Annotated in this window: 18 protein-coding genes; 13 read left to right on the forward strand and 5 right to left on the reverse strand. The window is 69.4% G+C overall.

Features of this window, described 5'->3' with window-relative positions; translation table 11 throughout:
- The first annotated feature begins 151 nt into the window (after window positions 1-151).
- From ITJ56_RS10055 to ITJ56_RS10080, 6 genes are all read left to right on the forward strand, one after another.
- Window positions 152-913 (forward strand): SDR family oxidoreductase, encoded by a 762-nt coding sequence (locus ITJ56_RS10055; RefSeq protein WP_194630318.1) that lies wholly within the window; start codon window positions 152-154, stop codon window positions 911-913.
- Between the two features lie 10 nt (window positions 914-923).
- A complete protein-coding gene (locus ITJ56_RS10060) occupies window positions 924-1376 on the forward strand; it encodes an NUDIX hydrolase (RefSeq protein ID WP_194630320.1) in 453 nt (150 codons plus the stop codon).
- 165 nt (window positions 1377-1541) lie between these two features.
- Window positions 1542-1841, forward strand: coding sequence for a DUF4190 domain-containing protein (locus ITJ56_RS10065; protein WP_194630322.1), 300 nt, complete (start codon window positions 1542-1544; stop codon window positions 1839-1841).
- 157 nt (window positions 1842-1998) lie between these two features.
- A complete protein-coding gene (locus ITJ56_RS10070) occupies window positions 1999-2154 on the forward strand; it encodes a hypothetical protein (RefSeq protein ID WP_194630324.1) in 156 nt (51 codons plus the stop codon).
- 175 nt (window positions 2155-2329) lie between these two features.
- The gene (locus ITJ56_RS10075) at window positions 2330-2959 is read left to right on the forward strand and encodes a copper resistance CopC family protein (RefSeq protein WP_194630326.1); all 630 of its coding nucleotides are present in this window, start codon (window positions 2330-2332) and stop codon (window positions 2957-2959) included.
- A gap of 121 nt (window positions 2960-3080) precedes the next feature.
- Window positions 3081-3521: a GNAT family N-acetyltransferase gene (locus ITJ56_RS10080; protein WP_194630327.1), complete on the forward strand. Its 441-nt coding sequence runs from the start codon at window positions 3081-3083 to the stop codon at window positions 3519-3521.
- Window positions 3522-3535: 14 nt separating this feature from the next.
- On the opposite strand, the gene ITJ56_RS10085 is transcribed toward ITJ56_RS10080, so the two are convergent.
- Window positions 3536-4216, reverse strand: coding sequence for an SDR family NAD(P)-dependent oxidoreductase (locus tag ITJ56_RS10085; protein ID WP_194630329.1), 681 nt, complete (start codon window positions 4214-4216; stop codon window positions 3536-3538).
- Between the two features lie 102 nt (window positions 4217-4318).
- Here ITJ56_RS10085 and ITJ56_RS10090 point away from each other — a divergent pair, with 102 nt between their 5' ends.
- Window positions 4319-5152, forward strand: coding sequence for a helix-turn-helix domain-containing protein (locus ITJ56_RS10090; protein WP_194630331.1), 834 nt, complete (start codon window positions 4319-4321; stop codon window positions 5150-5152).
- Window positions 5153-5179: 27 nt separating this feature from the next.
- Here ITJ56_RS10090 and dhaM read toward each other — a convergent pair whose 3' ends face one another.
- From dhaM to dhaK, 3 genes are read right to left on the reverse strand one after another with little or no spacing between them, the layout of a single operon-like run.
- Window positions 5180-5914, reverse strand: a complete 735-nt coding sequence (gene dhaM, locus ITJ56_RS10095; RefSeq protein ID WP_194630332.1) for a dihydroxyacetone kinase phosphoryl donor subunit DhaM — start codon at window positions 5912-5914, stop codon at window positions 5180-5182.
- Window positions 5911-6537 carry a dihydroxyacetone kinase subunit DhaL gene (gene dhaL, locus ITJ56_RS10100; protein WP_194630334.1) on the reverse strand — a complete coding sequence of 209 codons (627 nt, stop codon included), beginning with the start codon at window positions 6535-6537 and terminating at the stop codon, window positions 5911-5913. The genes dhaM and dhaL overlap by 4 nt, the downstream gene beginning before the upstream one ends.
- Window positions 6538-6569: 32 nt before the next feature.
- The gene (gene dhaK / locus ITJ56_RS10105) at window positions 6570-7571 is read right to left on the reverse strand and encodes a dihydroxyacetone kinase subunit DhaK (protein ID WP_194630336.1); all 1002 of its coding nucleotides are present in this window, start codon (window positions 7569-7571) and stop codon (window positions 6570-6572) included.
- A 318-nt stretch (window positions 7572-7889) separates the two neighbouring features.
- Here dhaK and ITJ56_RS10110 point away from each other — a divergent pair, with 318 nt between their 5' ends.
- Together ITJ56_RS10110 and glpK are read left to right on the forward strand one after the other, a co-directional pair.
- Window positions 7890-8615 carry an MIP/aquaporin family protein gene (locus ITJ56_RS10110; protein ID WP_194630338.1) on the forward strand — a complete coding sequence of 242 codons (726 nt, stop codon included), beginning with the start codon at window positions 7890-7892 and terminating at the stop codon, window positions 8613-8615.
- A gap of 74 nt (window positions 8616-8689) precedes the next feature.
- Window positions 8690-10201: a glycerol kinase GlpK gene (gene glpK / locus ITJ56_RS10115; protein ID WP_194630340.1), complete on the forward strand. Its 1512-nt coding sequence runs from the start codon at window positions 8690-8692 to the stop codon at window positions 10199-10201.
- 135 nt (window positions 10202-10336) lie between these two features.
- Here the strand turns inward: glpK and trpD are convergent, their stop codons facing one another.
- The gene (gene trpD, locus ITJ56_RS10120; protein WP_194630342.1) at window positions 10337-11392 is read right to left on the reverse strand and encodes an anthranilate phosphoribosyltransferase; all 1056 of its coding nucleotides are present in this window, start codon (window positions 11390-11392) and stop codon (window positions 10337-10339) included.
- 70 nt (window positions 11393-11462) lie between these two features.
- Between trpD and ITJ56_RS10125 the strand changes: the two genes are divergently transcribed.
- From ITJ56_RS10125 to ITJ56_RS10140, 4 genes are read left to right on the forward strand one after another with little or no spacing between them, the layout of a single operon-like run.
- Window positions 11463-12101 (forward strand): cytochrome c oxidase subunit 3, encoded by a 639-nt coding sequence (locus ITJ56_RS10125; RefSeq protein WP_194630344.1) that lies wholly within the window; start codon window positions 11463-11465, stop codon window positions 12099-12101.
- Window positions 12102-12122: 21 nt separating this feature from the next.
- On the forward strand, window positions 12123-12932 hold the full coding sequence (locus ITJ56_RS10130; RefSeq protein WP_194630346.1) for a c-type cytochrome: 810 nt from the start codon (window positions 12123-12125) through the stop codon (window positions 12930-12932).
- 33 nt (window positions 12933-12965) lie between these two features.
- Window positions 12966-14030, forward strand: coding sequence for a ubiquinol-cytochrome c reductase iron-sulfur subunit (locus ITJ56_RS10135; RefSeq protein ID WP_194630353.1), 1065 nt, complete (start codon window positions 12966-12968; stop codon window positions 14028-14030).
- Window positions 14030-15718 (forward strand): cytochrome b, encoded by a 1689-nt coding sequence (locus tag ITJ56_RS10140; protein WP_194630355.1) that lies wholly within the window; start codon window positions 14030-14032, stop codon window positions 15716-15718. The genes ITJ56_RS10135 and ITJ56_RS10140 overlap by 1 nt, the downstream gene beginning before the upstream one ends.
- The last annotated feature ends 63 nt before the right edge of the window (window positions 15719-15781 follow it).

The raw sequence follows: 15781 nt of genomic DNA on the forward strand, positions 1-15781 counted from the left end.
ATCTCCCTCCCTCGGTCGCGGGCGGCGGTTCGCTGCGTCGCGAACGCCGGTCCAACTCCGTTCAACATATCAGGGGCGTCCGGCACCCGTGCAGCCCATTGGTAGGCTCGGTGCGCCCGACCGGCCGGAACCAGACCTGGAGAACACGACTGTGAGCAACCCCCTCGCCCCCGGATCCCTCACCGACAAGCGCGCCGTCGTCACCGGTTCCTCCCGCGGCATCGGAGCCGACACGGTCGGGTACCTGGCCGAGGCCGGCGCGAAGGTCGTCGTCAACTACCGCAACAAGGCGAAGCGCGCCGAGCAGATCGCCGAGAAGATCGTCGCCGCGGGTGGCTCCGCCTTGGCCGTCGGAGCCGACCTGACCGACCACGTGTCCGTGCAGGCCCTCGTCGACACCGTCGTGCGGGAGTGGGGCGGCATCGACCTGCTCGTCCTGAACGCCTCCGGCGGAATGGAGTCCGGCCTCGGGGAGGACTACGCACTGCGCCTGAACCGCGACGCCCAGGTCGACATGCTCCAGACCGCCGTGCCGCACATGCCGGCCGGGTCCCGCGTGGTGTTCGTCACGAGCCACCAGGCGCACTTCGTCGAGACCGCCGAGACGATGGACGAGTACGTCCCCGTCGCCAAGAGCAAGCGTGCGGGCGAACTCGCCCTGCGCGAGCTCATCCCGCAGCTCGAGGCCGCCGGCATCGAGTTCGTGGTCGTCTCCGGCGACATGATCGAGGGCACGATCACCGCCACCCTGCTGAACCGCCTGAACCCGGGTGCGATCGAGGGGCGTCGGCAGGAGGTCGGCAAGCTCTACAGCGTGTCCGAGTTCGCGGCCGAGATCGCCCTCGCCGCCGTCGAGCCGATCCCCGCCGACCACACGAAGCTCGTCGGCGACGTCAGCGGCTTCGTCGGCTAACGTCGGGCGGGTGACCGCCAAGCCCGGCCTGCGCCGTACCTCCCGCATCCTGCTGCTCGACCCCGAGGGCCGCGTGTTCCTGATGGACACGAAGTCGCCGTCCTCGGACGGCGCCCATCGCTGGATCACGCCGGGCGGCGGCGTCGACCCGGGGGAGTCGCACCGCGACGCCGCCGTCCGTGAGCTCCGCGAGGAAACGGGCATCGTCATCGACGAACCGGGCGAGTCGGTCTGGTCGTGGGACTTCACGGTCGAGTGGGACCTCGCCGACCACGACCGCGGTCACGCCGAGTTCTACGTCGTCCGCACACCGGACTTCGAACTGTCCGACGCCGAGTGGACCGACGACGAACGCGTCGACATCCTCGCCTCGCGCTGGTGGACCGCGGACGAACTCGACGCCACGGACGAGGAGTTCGAGCCGGCCGAGTTGCCGGACTTGGTCCGGCGCCACGGCGCCTGAGCACCGGACCACGCCGCCGCCGGGCGGTCGGCCGACCGCCTGACAACCGGACCACCGCCGGACGTGCAAGCTGGGCATTTGCCGTGTGCGAGGACTATCGTTCCGAATGACGCTCATGATCGGCTACCCGGCCTGGATCGGCGTCCTGATCAGAATGGAGCTTCAATGTCCACGAACGGCTACCCGCCCGCCCAGAACACCACCGCTGCCAGTGGCGGCAACGGCCTCGCGGTCGGCTCGCTGGTCCTCGGCATCGTCGGGGTCGTCTTCGCGTTCCTCTTCTCGATCGTCGGGCTCATCGCGGGCATCGTCGGCCTGGTCCTCGGCATCATCGCCCGCCGCCGCGCCGTGGGAAGCCGCGGTATGGTGCTCGCTGGCATCGTCCTCAGCATCATCGCCATCGTGATCGCGGTCATCTTCATGATCATCGGCGCGGTCGTCGCGACGCAGATGCTCAACAGCTGACGAGCCCTCGGGCTCACGCCCACATGGTGAGCGGAATGGTCGGGTCCCTTCGGGGGAGCCGACCATTTCTGCTCTCGATGGTCCGCTCGGGGGACGACGACGCGGTCGCGCACAGCAGCCGGAAGCGTCCTCAGGGCCGCGGCGTACCGTCCCGCGCATGAGCTACAGCCAGCCTGACCCCGCAGAAGAGACCACGCAGAGCGAGACGCCGGAACAGCCCGACACCGACCAGGGTGACCTGCAGGAACAGGGCGGCGAGCCGGCGGCGCTCGAGATCGACGCCGACGACGTCCCGACGGAGCCTGCGGACTGACACCACCGTCGTTCGTGGGCAGAAGAGGTCGAGTCCGGGCGTCGGACTCGACCTCTTCTGCTGACGGAGCCTCCCAGTCAAGGCGCCGATAATGCATATTATGTCAACTCAGCGGTCCGTCCCTGGCCCCGGTCGCTGACGCGACGCTCGGGATCGCCTCCGTAGCGTCTCGTGCGTGCACGACGGACGACATGACCAGCGCCACTGCCTCGTGGTGACCACTCGACTCCTGTTCGCCGCGGTGCTGGCTGCGTTCCTCGTGATCGCGGGAGCCACGTCCGCCTCGGCGCACGCCGCGATGACCGCGAGCGATCCGGCCGACGGCGCGACCGTTGCCTCGAATCTCGAGCGAGTGACCCTCACGTTCAACGAGGCGCCGCTCGCCGGACTCGAGGCCGGCCTCCGCATCGAGGTGCGAGGCGACGACGGCGCGGACGAGTCCTCGGGATCGGTGGCCGTCGAGGGCACCTCGCTGTCGAAGGCGGTGTCGCTCTCCCCCGGACCGCACACGGTCGTCTGGCGGTACGTCTCCCCCGATGGCCATCCGATCGAGGGGCAGTTCGCGTTCACGGTGGAACCGGCCGCGTCGCCGACCGCTCCGACCACGACGACGAGCCCGATGGCCGCGCCCACGCCGTCCTCGGCACCCACGGCCGCGGCGGCCCCGTCGAGCACCGGCACCCACGCCCACGGGCACGGCGGCCAAGCGCTCCTGCTCGGCGTCGTCGGGATCGCCGCCGCAGTGGTCATCGGCACGGTCGTCGTGCGCATCCGCCGGCACGCGGACACCCGCCCACAGGACTGATCGGGACGCTGGCCCTCAGAACACCGCGACCGTCACGCCCGACGAGCCCGCCCACGGGAGCGGGCCACCGCGACCCGATCGGCCGTTGCCGTGGGAGCGGGCCTGCCGGTTGACTCGGCGCGTGACCGATCTGCGCTTCTCCGCCGACCCCGCCGACCTCGACGTCGACCGCGTCCACCGCTGGCTCAGCGAGGAGTCGTACTGGGCCCGCGGGCGGGACCGTGCGACGCAGGAGGCGATCATCGCCGGCTCCCGGAACTTCGGCGTGTTCGACGCGACGACCGGCGAGCAGCTCGGCTACGCGCGGGTGATCACGGACGGGGTGACGTTCGGGTGGCTCGCCGACGTGTTCGTGGACCCCGACGCCCGGGGTCGCGGTGTCGGTGTCGCACTCGTGCGCGGCGTGACCGAGGCGGTCGAGCCGCTCGGCCTGAAGCGCTTCGCCCTGTTCACCGCGGATGCCCACGGGCTGTACGAGCGGTTCGGGTTCCGCCCGCTGCCCGACCCGGACGGCTGGATGATGCGCCCCGGGCCGGGGTTCGGTGCCGACGTGCACGACTGACGGGGTGCCGTCCCTCAGTACTCGATGCGGCCCTCGCGGTTGTGGAACTCCCCCGTCGGCCCGTCGGTGCCGATCGTCGCGAGCATGACCGTCGCGTCCGTGCCCTCGGTGATCGTCTGGTGCCCGCCGAACCCGTTGAACTCAGTCGCGGTGTAGCCCGGGTCGCTGGCGTTCACGCGGAATCCGGGCAGGTTCTTCGCGTACTGCACGGTCAGCGCGATCACGGCGGCCTTCGACGCCGCGTACGGCACGGCGGGCACCCCGTACTCGTCGTGCCCCGGGGTCGTCAGCCAGCGCGGGAAGCCGACGCCCGACGCGACGTTCACGATCACGGGCGCGTCCGAGCGGCGCAGCAGGGGCAGTGCGGCCCGTGTGACCCGGACGATGCCGGTGACGTTGGTGTCGAGGACGGTCGCCATCGCGGTCGCGTCGAGGTCGTCGACCCCGAACGAGGTGCCGAGGACCCCGGCGTTGTTCACGAGCACGTCGAGGGACGGGATCGTCCCGATCGCCGCGTCGATGCTCGACTGGTCGGTCACGTCGAGCTGCACCACGTGGGCGCCGAGTGCGCGGGCGTCGTCGCCGCTGGCCGGGTCGCGCATGCCGGCGTACACGGTGTGGCCGGCGTCGATCAGTCGGCGTGCGGTCTCGAGTCCGAGGCTGCGGTTGGCCCCGGTGATCAGTGTCGTTGTCATGCCCCCACCCTGCCCCCACCGCCTCGGCTCCCCCAGGCACGCTGCGACGGTGGGACCAGCAGTACCAGGACGATCGGGAGGCGCGGGGCGATGATGGTGGGCATGAGCGAGTTCGCGAACGTGCTGCGTTCCTGGCGCGACCGGGTGCGTCCGGAGGAGGTCGGCCTGCCGGCCGGTCCCGGCAGACGGACACCCGGGCTCCGGCGCGAGGAGCTCGCCGCCCTCGCGGGCTTGAGTGTCGACTACGTGGTCCGCCTCGAGCAGGGCCGCGCGACGAACCCGTCGCCGCAGTTGCTCGCGTCGCTCGCCACGGCGCTCCGTCTCACGGCCGAGGAGCGGGACCACCTGTGCCGCGTGGCCGGCGTGGCACCGCCGTCGCGGCAGGTCGTGCCGCGGCACATCACGCCGGGCGTCCAGCGCCTGGTCGACCGGCTCGGCGACGTCCCGCTCGCGGTGTTCACGGCGACCCACGACATCGTGCTCTGGAACGACCTGTGGGCAGCGGTGAACGGCGACCCCTCGCGGTACGTCGGGCTCGAGCGGAACCTGGTGTGGCGGCACTTCATGCAGGAGCACAACGGCGTGGACTGGGACGACGAGCACCAGGAGGAGTTCTCCAGCGACCTCGCGGCCGACCTGCGGCAGGCGTACGGCCGCTACCCGGCCGACCGCGACCTCGCCGAGCTCGTCGCACGCCTGCAGCGGGAGTCCCCCGAGTTCGCACGCCGTTGGGACACCGGTCGGGTGGCCGAGCACCGGGCGAGCCGGAAGCTCGTGCACACGCCGGTCGGCCCGATCGACATCGACTGCGACGTGCTGAGCGTGCCCGGCGGCGACCTGCGGATCGTCGTCTACACGGTGGTGCCGGGGTCCGAGGCCGCCGCGAAGCTCGAGCTGCTCCGGGTCACCGGCCTGCAGGAACTCACGGTCCGCTGACCGCCGGTGCCTCGCCCGGGGGCAGCATCATTCGCCGAAGCCCGCCCGCACCAGTTCCACGAGGGCGTCGACCGCGGCCCGTGCGTCCTGCCCGGTCGCCTCGATCGACACCGTCGCACCCTTGGGCAGCGCCAGCGCCATGATCGCGAGCAGGCTCTTGGCGTCCACGCCGTTCACGCGCACGGCGGCGTCGTACTTCGCCGCCGTCTTCACGAACTCCGCGGCAGGCCGGGCGTGCAGCCCGGTCTCGTTCACCAGCTCGACCGACGCGCTGAGGCGGTCGGACCCGGCCACGTCGTCGACGGCGCCTGCCCAGTCGGCCGGCCCCGTGCCTCCAGGTTGGTCACCGGGCGGACGGGAGGCGGTGCTCGCGTCCGCCTCGGAACCCACGGCCGACGCCGCAGCGGCCAGAACCGCGTCGGCGCCACCGCCCGTCTGGGCGGCGACCGCCGCGGCCACCGTCCCCTCGACCAAGGGTGCCTGCGAGACGTGGACGCGGCCGCGGAGGTCGTCGTCGAGGAAGTCGAGCGCGGTGTCGGTCGTCAGGTAGGCGGAACCGAGGTCGCAGAGGACCACGACTGCGTCCGTGTCGGCGAGCTCCTCGATCCCGGCGGTGATCGCTTCGAACGAGGTTCCGATGCCGCCGTCGTCGGTCCCGCCGGCGGCGACCAGCGGGACGTCCGCCGCCATCTGCCGGGCGAGCTCGACCGTGCCCGTCGCGATCGCCGCGCTGTGCGAGACGACCAGGATGCCGACGGTCACGCTGCATCCACCGCGGCGCGCAGGATGTACGCCGTCGATTGGGCGCCGGGATCGCGGTGCCCGATCGCGCGGTCGCCGAGGTAGCTCGCGCGGCCCTTGTGGGCGACGAGCGGCTCGGTGTCGGCCGCTCCCTGTGCGGCGGCGTCGGCGGCCGCGGTGAGCACGGCCTTCGGGTCGTCGCCGGCACCGGCAGCCGCTGCTGCGGCGTCGACCGCGGGGCTCCACGCGTCGACCATCGTCTTGTCGCCGACCGCGGCCTTGCCACGGGACACGACCCCGTCGCGGGCGGCGGTGAGGACGGCGACGAGGATGTCCGCATCGAGTTCGGCCGCGTCACCGGCGGCCTGTGCCGCCTTCAGGTAGGCGGTGCCGAAGAGCGGGCCGGCCGCACCTCCCACGGTCGAGATGAGCTTCGTCGCGACGGTCTTGAGCACGGCACCCGGGGTGTCGAAGGACCCGGAGTCGACGGCCTCGAGCACGGCCCGGAACCCGCGGTCGAGGTTCTCTCCGTGGTCGCCGTCGCCGATCTCCCGGTCGAGCGTGACGAGCTCGGCCCGGTGCTCGTCGATCGTCGCGGTGGTGCGACGGACCCAGTCGATGGCCCATGCGGTGTCGAGCGCCAATTCGTGTCCCTTCCTGGATGGTGAGCGATGGTTCAGCGGCCCCAGCGCAGTGCCGGGGTCTCCACCGGCGCGTCCCAGAGGGCGGTGAGATCGTCGTCGAGCACCGTGACGGTGAGCGAGAACCCCTGCATCTCGAGGGACGTGACGTAGTCGCCGACCAGGCTACGCGCGACCTCGTAGCCACGGTCGGAGAGGACCTCGGCGGCGCGTCGGTAGGCGATGTAGAGCTCGGACAGCGGCGTGCCCCCCATGCCGTTCACCAGGAGCAGCAGCGAGGAGCCGGCGGGGGCGTCGAGGTCCGTGAGGATCGGTTCGAGCACCCGGTCGACGAGCTCGTCGGCCGGGGCCATCGCGATGCGTTCGCGACCCGGTTCGCCGTGGATCCCGATGCCGAGCTCGACCTCGTCGTCGGCGAGGACGAAGGAGGGCTCCCCCGCGTGCGGCACCGTGCCCGAGGCGAGGGCGAGTCCCATCGACCGCGTGACGGCGTTGACGTGGCGGGCGACCGCGGCCACGGTGTCCAGGTCGTCGCCCCGCTCGGCGGCCGCCCCGGCGCACTTCTCGACCACGACGGTGCCGGCGACGCCGCGACGGCCGGCGGTGAAGAGCGAGTCCTGCACGGCGACGTCGTCGTCGACCACGACCGACTCGACGCGGACCTCGTCCATGGCGGCGAGTTCCGCGGCGGTCTCGAAGTTCAGGACGTCGCCGGTGTAGTTCTTCACGATGTGGAGCACGCCCGCGCCACCGTCGACAGCCTTCGTGGCGGCGAGGATCGGGTCGGGGGTCGGACTCGTGAACATCGGACCGGGGACCGCGGCGTCGAGCATGCCGTGGCCGACGAACCCGGCGTGCAGGGGCTCGTGGCCGCTGCCGCCACCGCTGACGATGCCGACCTTGCCGGCGACCGGAGCGTCGGCGCGGTGCAGGTGGATCGGGTCCTCGACCAGGACCACGTGTCCGGCGTGCGCGCGGGCGAATCCCCGGACGGTCTCGTCGACCACGGCCTGCGGGTCGTTGATGAGCTTCTTCATGCGGTGCCTCCACGGGTTCGGGGTCGAGCCGTGGGCGGTCACACCGCGCGTCGTCGACCGGAGTGCGCCCAATCTACATCGACGGCGCGGCGGGTCGTCCGATGCCGATGCACGTTCGTGCAGCAGACCGGGGATGCGTCGCCGGCTCCCGATCGTGCTGGGGACAGTCGGCCTGCACGTTCGTGCACGATCCCGCACTTCGCTCCCGAATTCATCGCCCGGCCGTGAGCGGCGTCACTATGCTCGGCGTCAATCACTCAACGGGGAGTGCCGGCGCAGCACCACCGGACCCCCACCCTCACGCACTGGAGGTCACCGATGGACGGCATCGGCGTCAATTTCCTGTCCGAGCTCGTCGGCACGGCGATGCTCATCATCCTGGGTGGCGGCGTCGTCGCCGCTGTCTCGCTGGCGAAGTCGAAGGGCTTCGGAGCCGGGTTCCTCATGGTCACGATCGGCTGGGGCTTCGCGGTCTTCGCCGGCGTCACCGTGTCGTACAAGTCCGGTGGACAGCTCAACCCCGCGGTCAGCCTCGCGCAGGCCATGCTCGGCAACATCACCGTCGGCGAGATGTTCCTCTACTGGCTCGCCCAGCTGATCGGCGCGATCATCGGTGCGGTCATCGTCTGGCTCGCCTACAAGCAGCACTTCGACGAGGAGCCCGACGCGGCCGCCAAGCTCGGCGTGTTCTCCACCGGCCCCGCGATCCGATCGTACGGCTGGAACCTCGTCACCGAGATCATCGGCACCTTCGTCCTGGTCTTCGTCGTGATCGCCTTCACCAACGGCCAGACGCCGTCGGAGCTCGGCGCGATCCCCGTGGCCTTCCTCGTGATCGCGATCGGTGTCAGCCTCGGTGGCCCGACCGGCTACGCCATCAACCCCGCCCGTGACCTCGGTCCGCGCATCGCGCACGCCCTGCTGCCCATCAAGGGCAAGGGCTCGAGCGACTGGGCCTACGCCTGGGTGCCGGTCGTCGGACCGCTGATCGGTGGCGCCATCGCCGCCGGTCTGTCCTACGCCCTGCTGCCCGTCGTCAGCTGAACCAACCCCACCCCGGGGTGTGCGGTCTCCGTCCGGTGATCGCCCACCGCACCGAACACCCGTAAGGAGCACCAATGGCCGACTACATCGTCGCCATCGACCAGGGCACGACCTCCACCCGAGCGATCGTGTTCGACCACTCCGGTTCGATCATCTCGACCGGGCAGAAGGAACACGAGCAGATCTTCCCGCGCGCCGGGTGGGTCGAGCACGACCCCGCCGAGATCTGGGACAACACCCGCGAGGTGATCGGTCAGGCACTGTCGCGTGCCGACATCACGCGCCACGACGTCGCAGCGGTCGGCATCACCAACCAGCGCGAGACCGCGGTGGTCTGGGACAAGACGACCGGCAAGCCGATCTACAACGCCATCGTGTGGCAGGACACCCGCACGCAGGCGATCGTCGACAAGCTCGCCGGCGGGGACACAGACAAGTACAAGGCCATCGTCGGTCTCCCGCTCGCGACCTACTTCGCCGGCACCAAGATCATGTGGATCCTCGAGAACGTCGAGGGCGCTCGTGAGAAGGCCGAAGCGGGCGACCTGCTCTTCGGCACCACCGACACCTGGGTCCTCTGGAACCTGACCGGTGGCGTCGACGGCGGCGTGCACAAGACCGACGTCACGAACGCGTCCCGCACGCTGTTCATGGACCTCGAGACGCTGCAGTGGCGCGACGACATCCTCGCCGACTTCGGTGTCCCGAAGTCGATGCTCCCCGAGATCGTCAGCTCGTCCGAGGTCTACGGCCACGTCGAGTCCTCCAGCCTGCTCCGCGAGGTCCCGATCGCGGGCATCCTCGGCGACCAGCAGGCCGCGACCTTCGGCCAGGCCGCGTTCGACCAGGGCGAGTCGAAGAACACCTACGGCACCGGCAACTTCCTGATCTTCAACACCGGTACCGAGATCGTGCGCTCCGAGAACGGGCTGCTCACCACCGTCGGCTACAAGCTCGGCGACCAGGAGACGCACTACGCCCTCGAGGGCTCGATCGCCGTCACGGGCTCGCTCATCCAGTGGCTCCGCGACAACCTCGGCCTGATCGGCAGCGCCCCGGAGGTCGAGGCCCTGGCCAAGACGGTCGAGGACAACGGTGGCGTGTACTTCGTGCCGGCGTTCTCGGGCCTCTTCGCACCGTACTGGCGTCCCGATGCCCGCGGTGCGATCGTCGGCCTGACCCGCTACGTGAACAAGGGCCACATCGCGCGTGCGGCCCTCGAAGCGACGGCGCTGCAGACCCGCGAGGTCCTCGACGCGGTGAACGCCGACTCCGGCGTGGACCTCACCGAGCTCAAGGTCGACGGCGGCATGACCGCGAACAGCGAGCTCATGCAGTTCCAGGCCGACATCCTCAACGTGCCGGTGGTCCGTCCGGTCGTCGCCGAGACGACGGCCCTCGGTGCGGCCTACGCCGCCGGTCTCGCGGTCGGCTTCTGGGCCAACCTCGACGAGCTCCGTGCCAACTGGCAGGAGGACAAGCGCTGGGAGCCCCAGCTCGACGCTGCCGAGCGCGAGCGCACGCTCCGTCTGTGGAAGAAGGCCGTCACGAAGACCTTCGACTGGGTCGACGAGGACGTTCAGTAGTCCGCCCTGACGCGACGCACTGGAGGCCCGGTGCCGGTTCTGAGAACCGGCACCGGGCCTCCCGTCGTTGCCCGGGCGCCACACGCGCAGGGTGCGGACCTGTCCGCTGAGTGCTGTGCGCGGCGATGCTGGGGGCTACGCAGCGGGCGCTGCGCCGACCCAGTCAGCCAGTTTGCGCGCACCGGCGCCGCAGTCGATGGCCTCGGCGGCGACCACGAGTTGCTCGCGGAAGCGTTGCAGGATCGGCCGGTCGGACTCGTTCGGGTCCTGCGCGAGCCGGAACGACACCAGGCCAGCCGCAGCGTTGAGCAGCACGATGTCACGGACAGAGCCGGTCTCGCCCGCCAGCACCCGGTGCACGACGCCGGCGTTGTGCTCCGGGTCGCCGCCGAGCAGGTCCTCGGTCCGGGCGCGTGGGATGCCGAGGTCGCGCGGATCGAGATCGTGCTCGGTGACCCTGCCACCGGTGACCTCCCAGATGTGGCTGTGCCCGGTGGTGGTCAACTCGTCGAGCCCGTCATCGCCGCGGAACACCAGCGCCGTCGCACCGCGGGTCTGGAACACGCCCGTGATGATCGGCACGAGGTCGAGCTGGGCGACGCCGACGGCGTTCGCCTCGCACCGCGCGGGGTTGACGAGCGGGCCGAGGAAGTTGAACACCGTCGGCACACCGATCTCGCGCCGGACCGGTCCCGCGTGCGCGAACCCGGGGTGGAACGCGTTGGCGAACGCGAAGGTCAGTCCGACACGCCGGAAGGTTTCTGCGACACGCGCGGCGTCCATCGTGAGATCGAGTCCGAGTGCGGCGAGCACGTCGCTCGACCCGGACTTCGACGAGCTGGCCTTGTTGCCGTGCTTGACGACGGGCACGCCGGCAGCCGCGATGACGATGGCAGCCATCGTCGACACGTTCACGGTGCCGACGACGTCACCACCGGTCCCGACGATGTCGAGGGCCATCGGGTCGACGTCGAGCGGGACGGCGGCGTCGAGGATCGCGTCACGGAACCCGACGACCTCGTCGACCGTCTCGCCCTTCGCGCGGAGCGTCACGGCGAACGCGGCGATCTGCGCCGACGTCGCGCGTCCGTGCACGATCTGCTCCATGGCCCATGTGGATTGCCTGATCGTCAAGTCCTCGCGCGCCATGAGCGCGCTGATCACCGCTGGCCAAGAAAGTGCATCAGGCATGGGTCGATCGTAGTGAATTCGAGAGACCCGCCAGTCTCCTGCGAAAACACTGTCCGTGGTTTCGGCCATAATGGAGGACGTGACTAGCACCTCTCTCTCCAGATCAGCCAGCGGTCCGGCCCTCAACAGGCCGAACGCCGTGGCCGTGGGGACGATCGTGTGGCTGGGCAGCGAGGTCATGTTCTTCGCCGGCCTGTTCGCGATCTACTTCACGTTGCGCAGCACGTCCCCCGAGCTCTGGGCGACCGAGACCTCCAAGCTCGCGGTGCCCTTCGCGTCCGTGAACACGATCATCCTGGTGCTGTCCAGCTTCGCCTGCCAGTTCGCAGTGTTCGCCGCGGAGCGCTTCCAGGTGCACCGCACGAGCTGGAACCCACGCCACTGGGGCATGACGGAGTGGTTCTTCGTCACCTACGCGATGGGTGCGATCTTCGTCTGCGGCCAGATCTTCGAGTACGCCAACCTCTGGCACGAGGGCGTGACGCTCTCCTCCAGTGCCTACGGTTCGGCGTTCTACATGACCACCGGGTTCCACGGCCTCCACGTGACCGGTGGCCTCATCGCCTTCCTGCTGACGCTCGGCCGCGGGTTCGCCGCGAAGAACTTCGGCCACAAGGAAGCGACCACCGCGATCGTCGTGTCGTACTACTGGCACTTCGTCGACGTCGTGTGGATCTTCCTCTTCGCCGTCATCTACCTTCTCAAGTAGGAACTGGACACCCCCCAGCACATGTTCAACAGAACCAAGTCCAAGAAGGGCCGCCGCTCCCCGATGGCGACCGTGTCGCTCATCGTCGTGGGTCTCATGACCACCGGTGGCGCGTACGCACTGTTCAGCTCCACGGCGAACGCCGACGACAGCACGAGCACCGTCGCCGCCTCGAGCCAGTCGCAGGTGAACGAGGGCGAGAAGCTCTTCGCGTCGAACTGCGCCACCTGCCACGGTCTCTCCGCGCAGGGCACGAGCGAGGGCCCGTCCCTCATCGGAGTCGGAGCTGCGTCGGTCGACTTCCAGGTCGGCACCGGCCGCATGCCGATGGCCGCACAGGGCCCGCAGGCCGAAGAGAAGCCGGCGCAGTTCACGGACGAGCAGGTCGATGCTCTCGCCGAGTACGTCGCCTCCCTCGGCCCCGGCCCGTCGGTCCCGTCCACCGAGCTCACCGACGGTGAGAAGGGTGACGCGGCCGAGGGCGCCGAGCTCTTCCGTATCAACTGCGCCATGTGCCACAACGTGGCCGGCGCCGGCGGTGCGCTGACCGAGGGCAAGTACGCCCCGAGCCTCGAGACGGTCTCCGGTAAGCACATCTACGAGGCCATGCTCACCGGCCCGCAGAACATGCCGGTCTTCAACGACCTGAACCTGACGCCGGAGCAGAAGGCCGACATCATCACGTACCTGAAGTACGTGCAGGACAACAAGTCCCCCGGTGGCTTCGCACTCGGCTCCCTGGGGCCGGTCGCCGAGGGTCTGTTCATCTGGATCTTCGGACTCGGCGCGGTCGTCGCGATGACCGTCTGGCTGACCGCGAAGTCCAACTGATCGTCCGTGTCGAACGACACTGAAGGGAACACCATGGCAGAGCACGACGACGAGACGCTGAACTCGTCCTCGGCTGTCGAGAAGCACGGCACGACCACCTCCCCCGGGATCGCGGTCCTCCCCGCCGACCCGTTCGAGAACCCGGGCGAGCCGCCGCACCGCCCGCGTCGTACCGACGTCGACCCGAAGAAGCAGCGTCTGGCCGAGCGCCAGGTCGCCGGGTACTTCTACCTGTCGATCGTCGGCAGCGTTCTGTCGGTCGCGGCCTACGTCGCCTTCCCGATTGACTCGAACGACTTCGGCACGGTCCGCACCGCGAACCTCTTCCTCGGCCTGTCGATCGCACTCGCGCTCCTCGCGCTGGGTCTCGGCGCCGTGTACTGGTCCAAGTCGCTCGTCGTCGATCGCGAGATCACCGAGCTCCGCCACGGTACGCGCGGTACCGACGCGACCCGCGCCAAGGCGGTCGAAGCCTTCCAGCTGGCCGACAAGGAGTCCGGTTTCAGCCGTCGCAAGCTGATCCGCAACTCGATGATCGGTGCGCTGGCTGCGTTCCCGCTCCCCGGCATCGTCCTGGTGCGCGACTTCGCCCCGGCGGAGGACCCGAACGAGCTGCTGCGTCACACCTTCTGGAAGCAGGGGCTCCGCCTGACGAAGGACCCGACCGGTCTCCCGATCAAGGCGTCGGACGTGACCATCGGTTCGGTGTTCCACGTCATCCCCGAGGGCATGCTCGAGTCCGAGCACATGCTCGAGGAGAAGGGCAAGGCCGCCGTTCTGCTGATGCGTCTCGACCCGAAGGACCTCAACCCGTCCAAGGGTCGCGAGGACTGGGGCTACGACGGCATCGTCGCGTACTCCAAGATCTGCACCCACGTCGGGTGCCCGGTCGCGCTCTACGAGCAGCAGACGCACCACCTGCTGTGCCCGTGCCACCAGTCGACGTTCGACGTCTCGAACAACTGCGAAGTCATCTTCGGCCCGGCCGCACGTCCCCTCCCCCAACTTCCGATCACGATCGACGACGACGGCTACCTGGTCGCGAAGAGCGACTTCCACGAGCCCGTCGGACCGTCCTTCTGGGAGCGTGAACGCTGATGACCAGCACCACCACCACCGCCCCGAACACGTCGACGAACAAGCCGGCACCGGAGCGCGGGTCCCGCATCATCGGCGGGGTCGCCAACTACATCGACGAGCGCACCAGCATCTCGGGCCTCGTCAAGGAAGTCGGCCGCAAGATCTTCCCGGACCACTGGAGCTTCATGCTCGGCGAGGTGGCGCTGTACAGCTTCGTCGTCGTGCTGCTCTCCGGGACCTTCCTGACGTTCTTCTTCCAGGCGTCCATGACCGAGGTCGTCTACAACGGCTCGTACGTCCCGCTCAAGGGCGTCGCGATGTCGACGGCACTGCAGTCCACGCTGGACATCTCGTTCGACATCCGCGGTGGGCTCTTCGTCCGTCAGATCCACCACTGGGCAGCCCTGCTGTTCGTGGCGTCGATCATGCTGCACATGGCCCGTGTGTTCTTCACCGGCGCCTTCCGCAAGCCGCGCGAGCTCAACTGGGTCTTCGGCTTCCTGCTCTGGGTCCTCGCCATGGCCGAGGGCTTCACCGGCTATTCGCTCCCCGACGACCTGCTCTCCGGAAACGGCCTGCGGATCATCGTCGGCATGATCGAGGGTGTCCCGGTCATCGGCGTCTGGATCGCCTACCTGCTCTTCGGTGGCGAGTTCCCGGGTACCGACATCGTCGGCCGCCTGTACACGCTGCACATCCTGCTGCTGCCGGCGATCCTCGTCGCGGTGCTCGGTGTCCACCTCGTGCTCGTCGTGATCAACAAGCACACGCAGTTCGCCGGTCCGGGCAAGACCAACGAGAACGTCGTCGGTGTCCCGATCCTCCCGGCGTTCGCCGCGAAGGCCGGTGGGTTCTTCTTCATCGTCGCCGGCATCCTGGCCCTCATCGCGTCGCTGTTCACGATCAACCCGATCTGGAACTACGGCCCGTACGACCCCTCCCCGGTGTCCGCCGGTACCCAGCCCGACTGGTACATCGGCTTCGCCGACGGCGCGCTCCGTCTGGTGCCGCCGCACTGGGAGGTCGTGTGGTTCGGCTACACGGTGTCGTTCAACATCCTGGCGCCGATCGCGGTCCTGGTGTTGCTCATCCTGGCGATCCTGCTCTACCCCTTCATCGAGGCGTGGGTCACGGGCGACAAGCGTGAGCACCACATCCTCGACCGCCCGCGCAACGCGCCGACCCGTACGGCGTTCGGCGCCGCCGGGATCACGCTCTACGCGAGCCTCTGGGCGGCCGCCTCGTCGGACATCATCGCGACGCACTTCCTGGTGTCGATCGAACACGTGATCCACGTGATCCAGGCAACGACGGTCCTCGGCCCGTTCATCGCCTTCTGGATCACGAAGCGCGTGTGCCTCGCCCTCCAGAAGAAGGACCGCGAGATCGTTCTGCACGGCTACGAGTCCGGTCGCATCGTCCGACTCCCCCACGGTGAGTACATCGAGGTGCACGAGCAGCTCGACGAGTACGAGCGCTGGAAGCTCCTGCAGTTCAACGAGTACAAGCCGCTGATGATCCGTCCGAACGCGAAGGGCAAGATCACGGGTCTGCAGAAGGTCCGCGCCGGTGTCTCCCGCTTCTTCTTCGAAGACCGCATCGAGCCGGTCTCGAAGGCCGAGCTCGAGGCAGCGCACGCAGCGCATCACGGCCCGGACCTCGAGGGTGGCCACCAGGCACCTCAGGTCGGCCCTGGCGATCACTGACCCCGCGACATTCCTCGGCAAGAAACAGGGAAACCCCTCGTCCACTTCGTGGTCGGGGGGTTT

Origin of the sequence: Curtobacterium sp. VKM Ac-1376 (genome assembly GCF_015351025.1) — a bacterium.
Taxonomy (GTDB): domain Bacteria; phylum Actinomycetota; class Actinomycetes; order Actinomycetales; family Microbacteriaceae; genus Curtobacterium.

Bases quoted from the DNA above. Each gene is read 5' to 3' on its own strand.
- ITJ56_RS10070 (WP_194630324.1), top strand. From the start codon at position 1,999: ATGAGCTACAGCCAGCCTGACCCCGCAGAAGAGACCACGCAGAGCGAG.
- dhaK (WP_194630336.1), bottom strand. From the start codon at position 7,571: ATGAAGAAGCTCATCAACGACCCGCAGGCCGTGGTCGACGAGACCGTC.
- ITJ56_RS10125 (WP_194630344.1), top strand. From the start codon at position 11,463: ATGGAGGACGTGACTAGCACCTCTCTCTCCAGATCAGCCAGCGGTCCG.
- trpD (WP_194630342.1), bottom strand. From the start codon at position 11,392: ATGCCTGATGCACTTTCTTGGCCAGCGGTGATCAGCGCGCTCATGGCG.
- ITJ56_RS10130 (WP_194630346.1), top strand. From the start codon at position 12,123: ATGTTCAACAGAACCAAGTCCAAGAAGGGCCGCCGCTCCCCGATGGCG.
- ITJ56_RS10135 (WP_194630353.1), top strand. From the start codon at position 12,966: ATGGCAGAGCACGACGACGAGACGCTGAACTCGTCCTCGGCTGTCGAG.
- glpK (WP_194630340.1), top strand. From the start codon at position 8,690: ATGGCCGACTACATCGTCGCCATCGACCAGGGCACGACCTCCACCCGA.
- ITJ56_RS10140 (WP_194630355.1), top strand. From the start codon at position 14,030: ATGACCAGCACCACCACCACCGCCCCGAACACGTCGACGAACAAGCCG.
- ITJ56_RS10090 (WP_194630331.1), top strand. From the start codon at position 4,319: ATGAGCGAGTTCGCGAACGTGCTGCGTTCCTGGCGCGACCGGGTGCGT.
- ITJ56_RS10110 (WP_194630338.1), top strand. From the start codon at position 7,890: ATGGACGGCATCGGCGTCAATTTCCTGTCCGAGCTCGTCGGCACGGCG.
- ITJ56_RS10065 (WP_194630322.1), top strand. From the start codon at position 1,542: ATGTCCACGAACGGCTACCCGCCCGCCCAGAACACCACCGCTGCCAGT.
- ITJ56_RS10085 (WP_194630329.1), bottom strand. From the start codon at position 4,216: ATGACAACGACACTGATCACCGGGGCCAACCGCAGCCTCGGACTCGAG.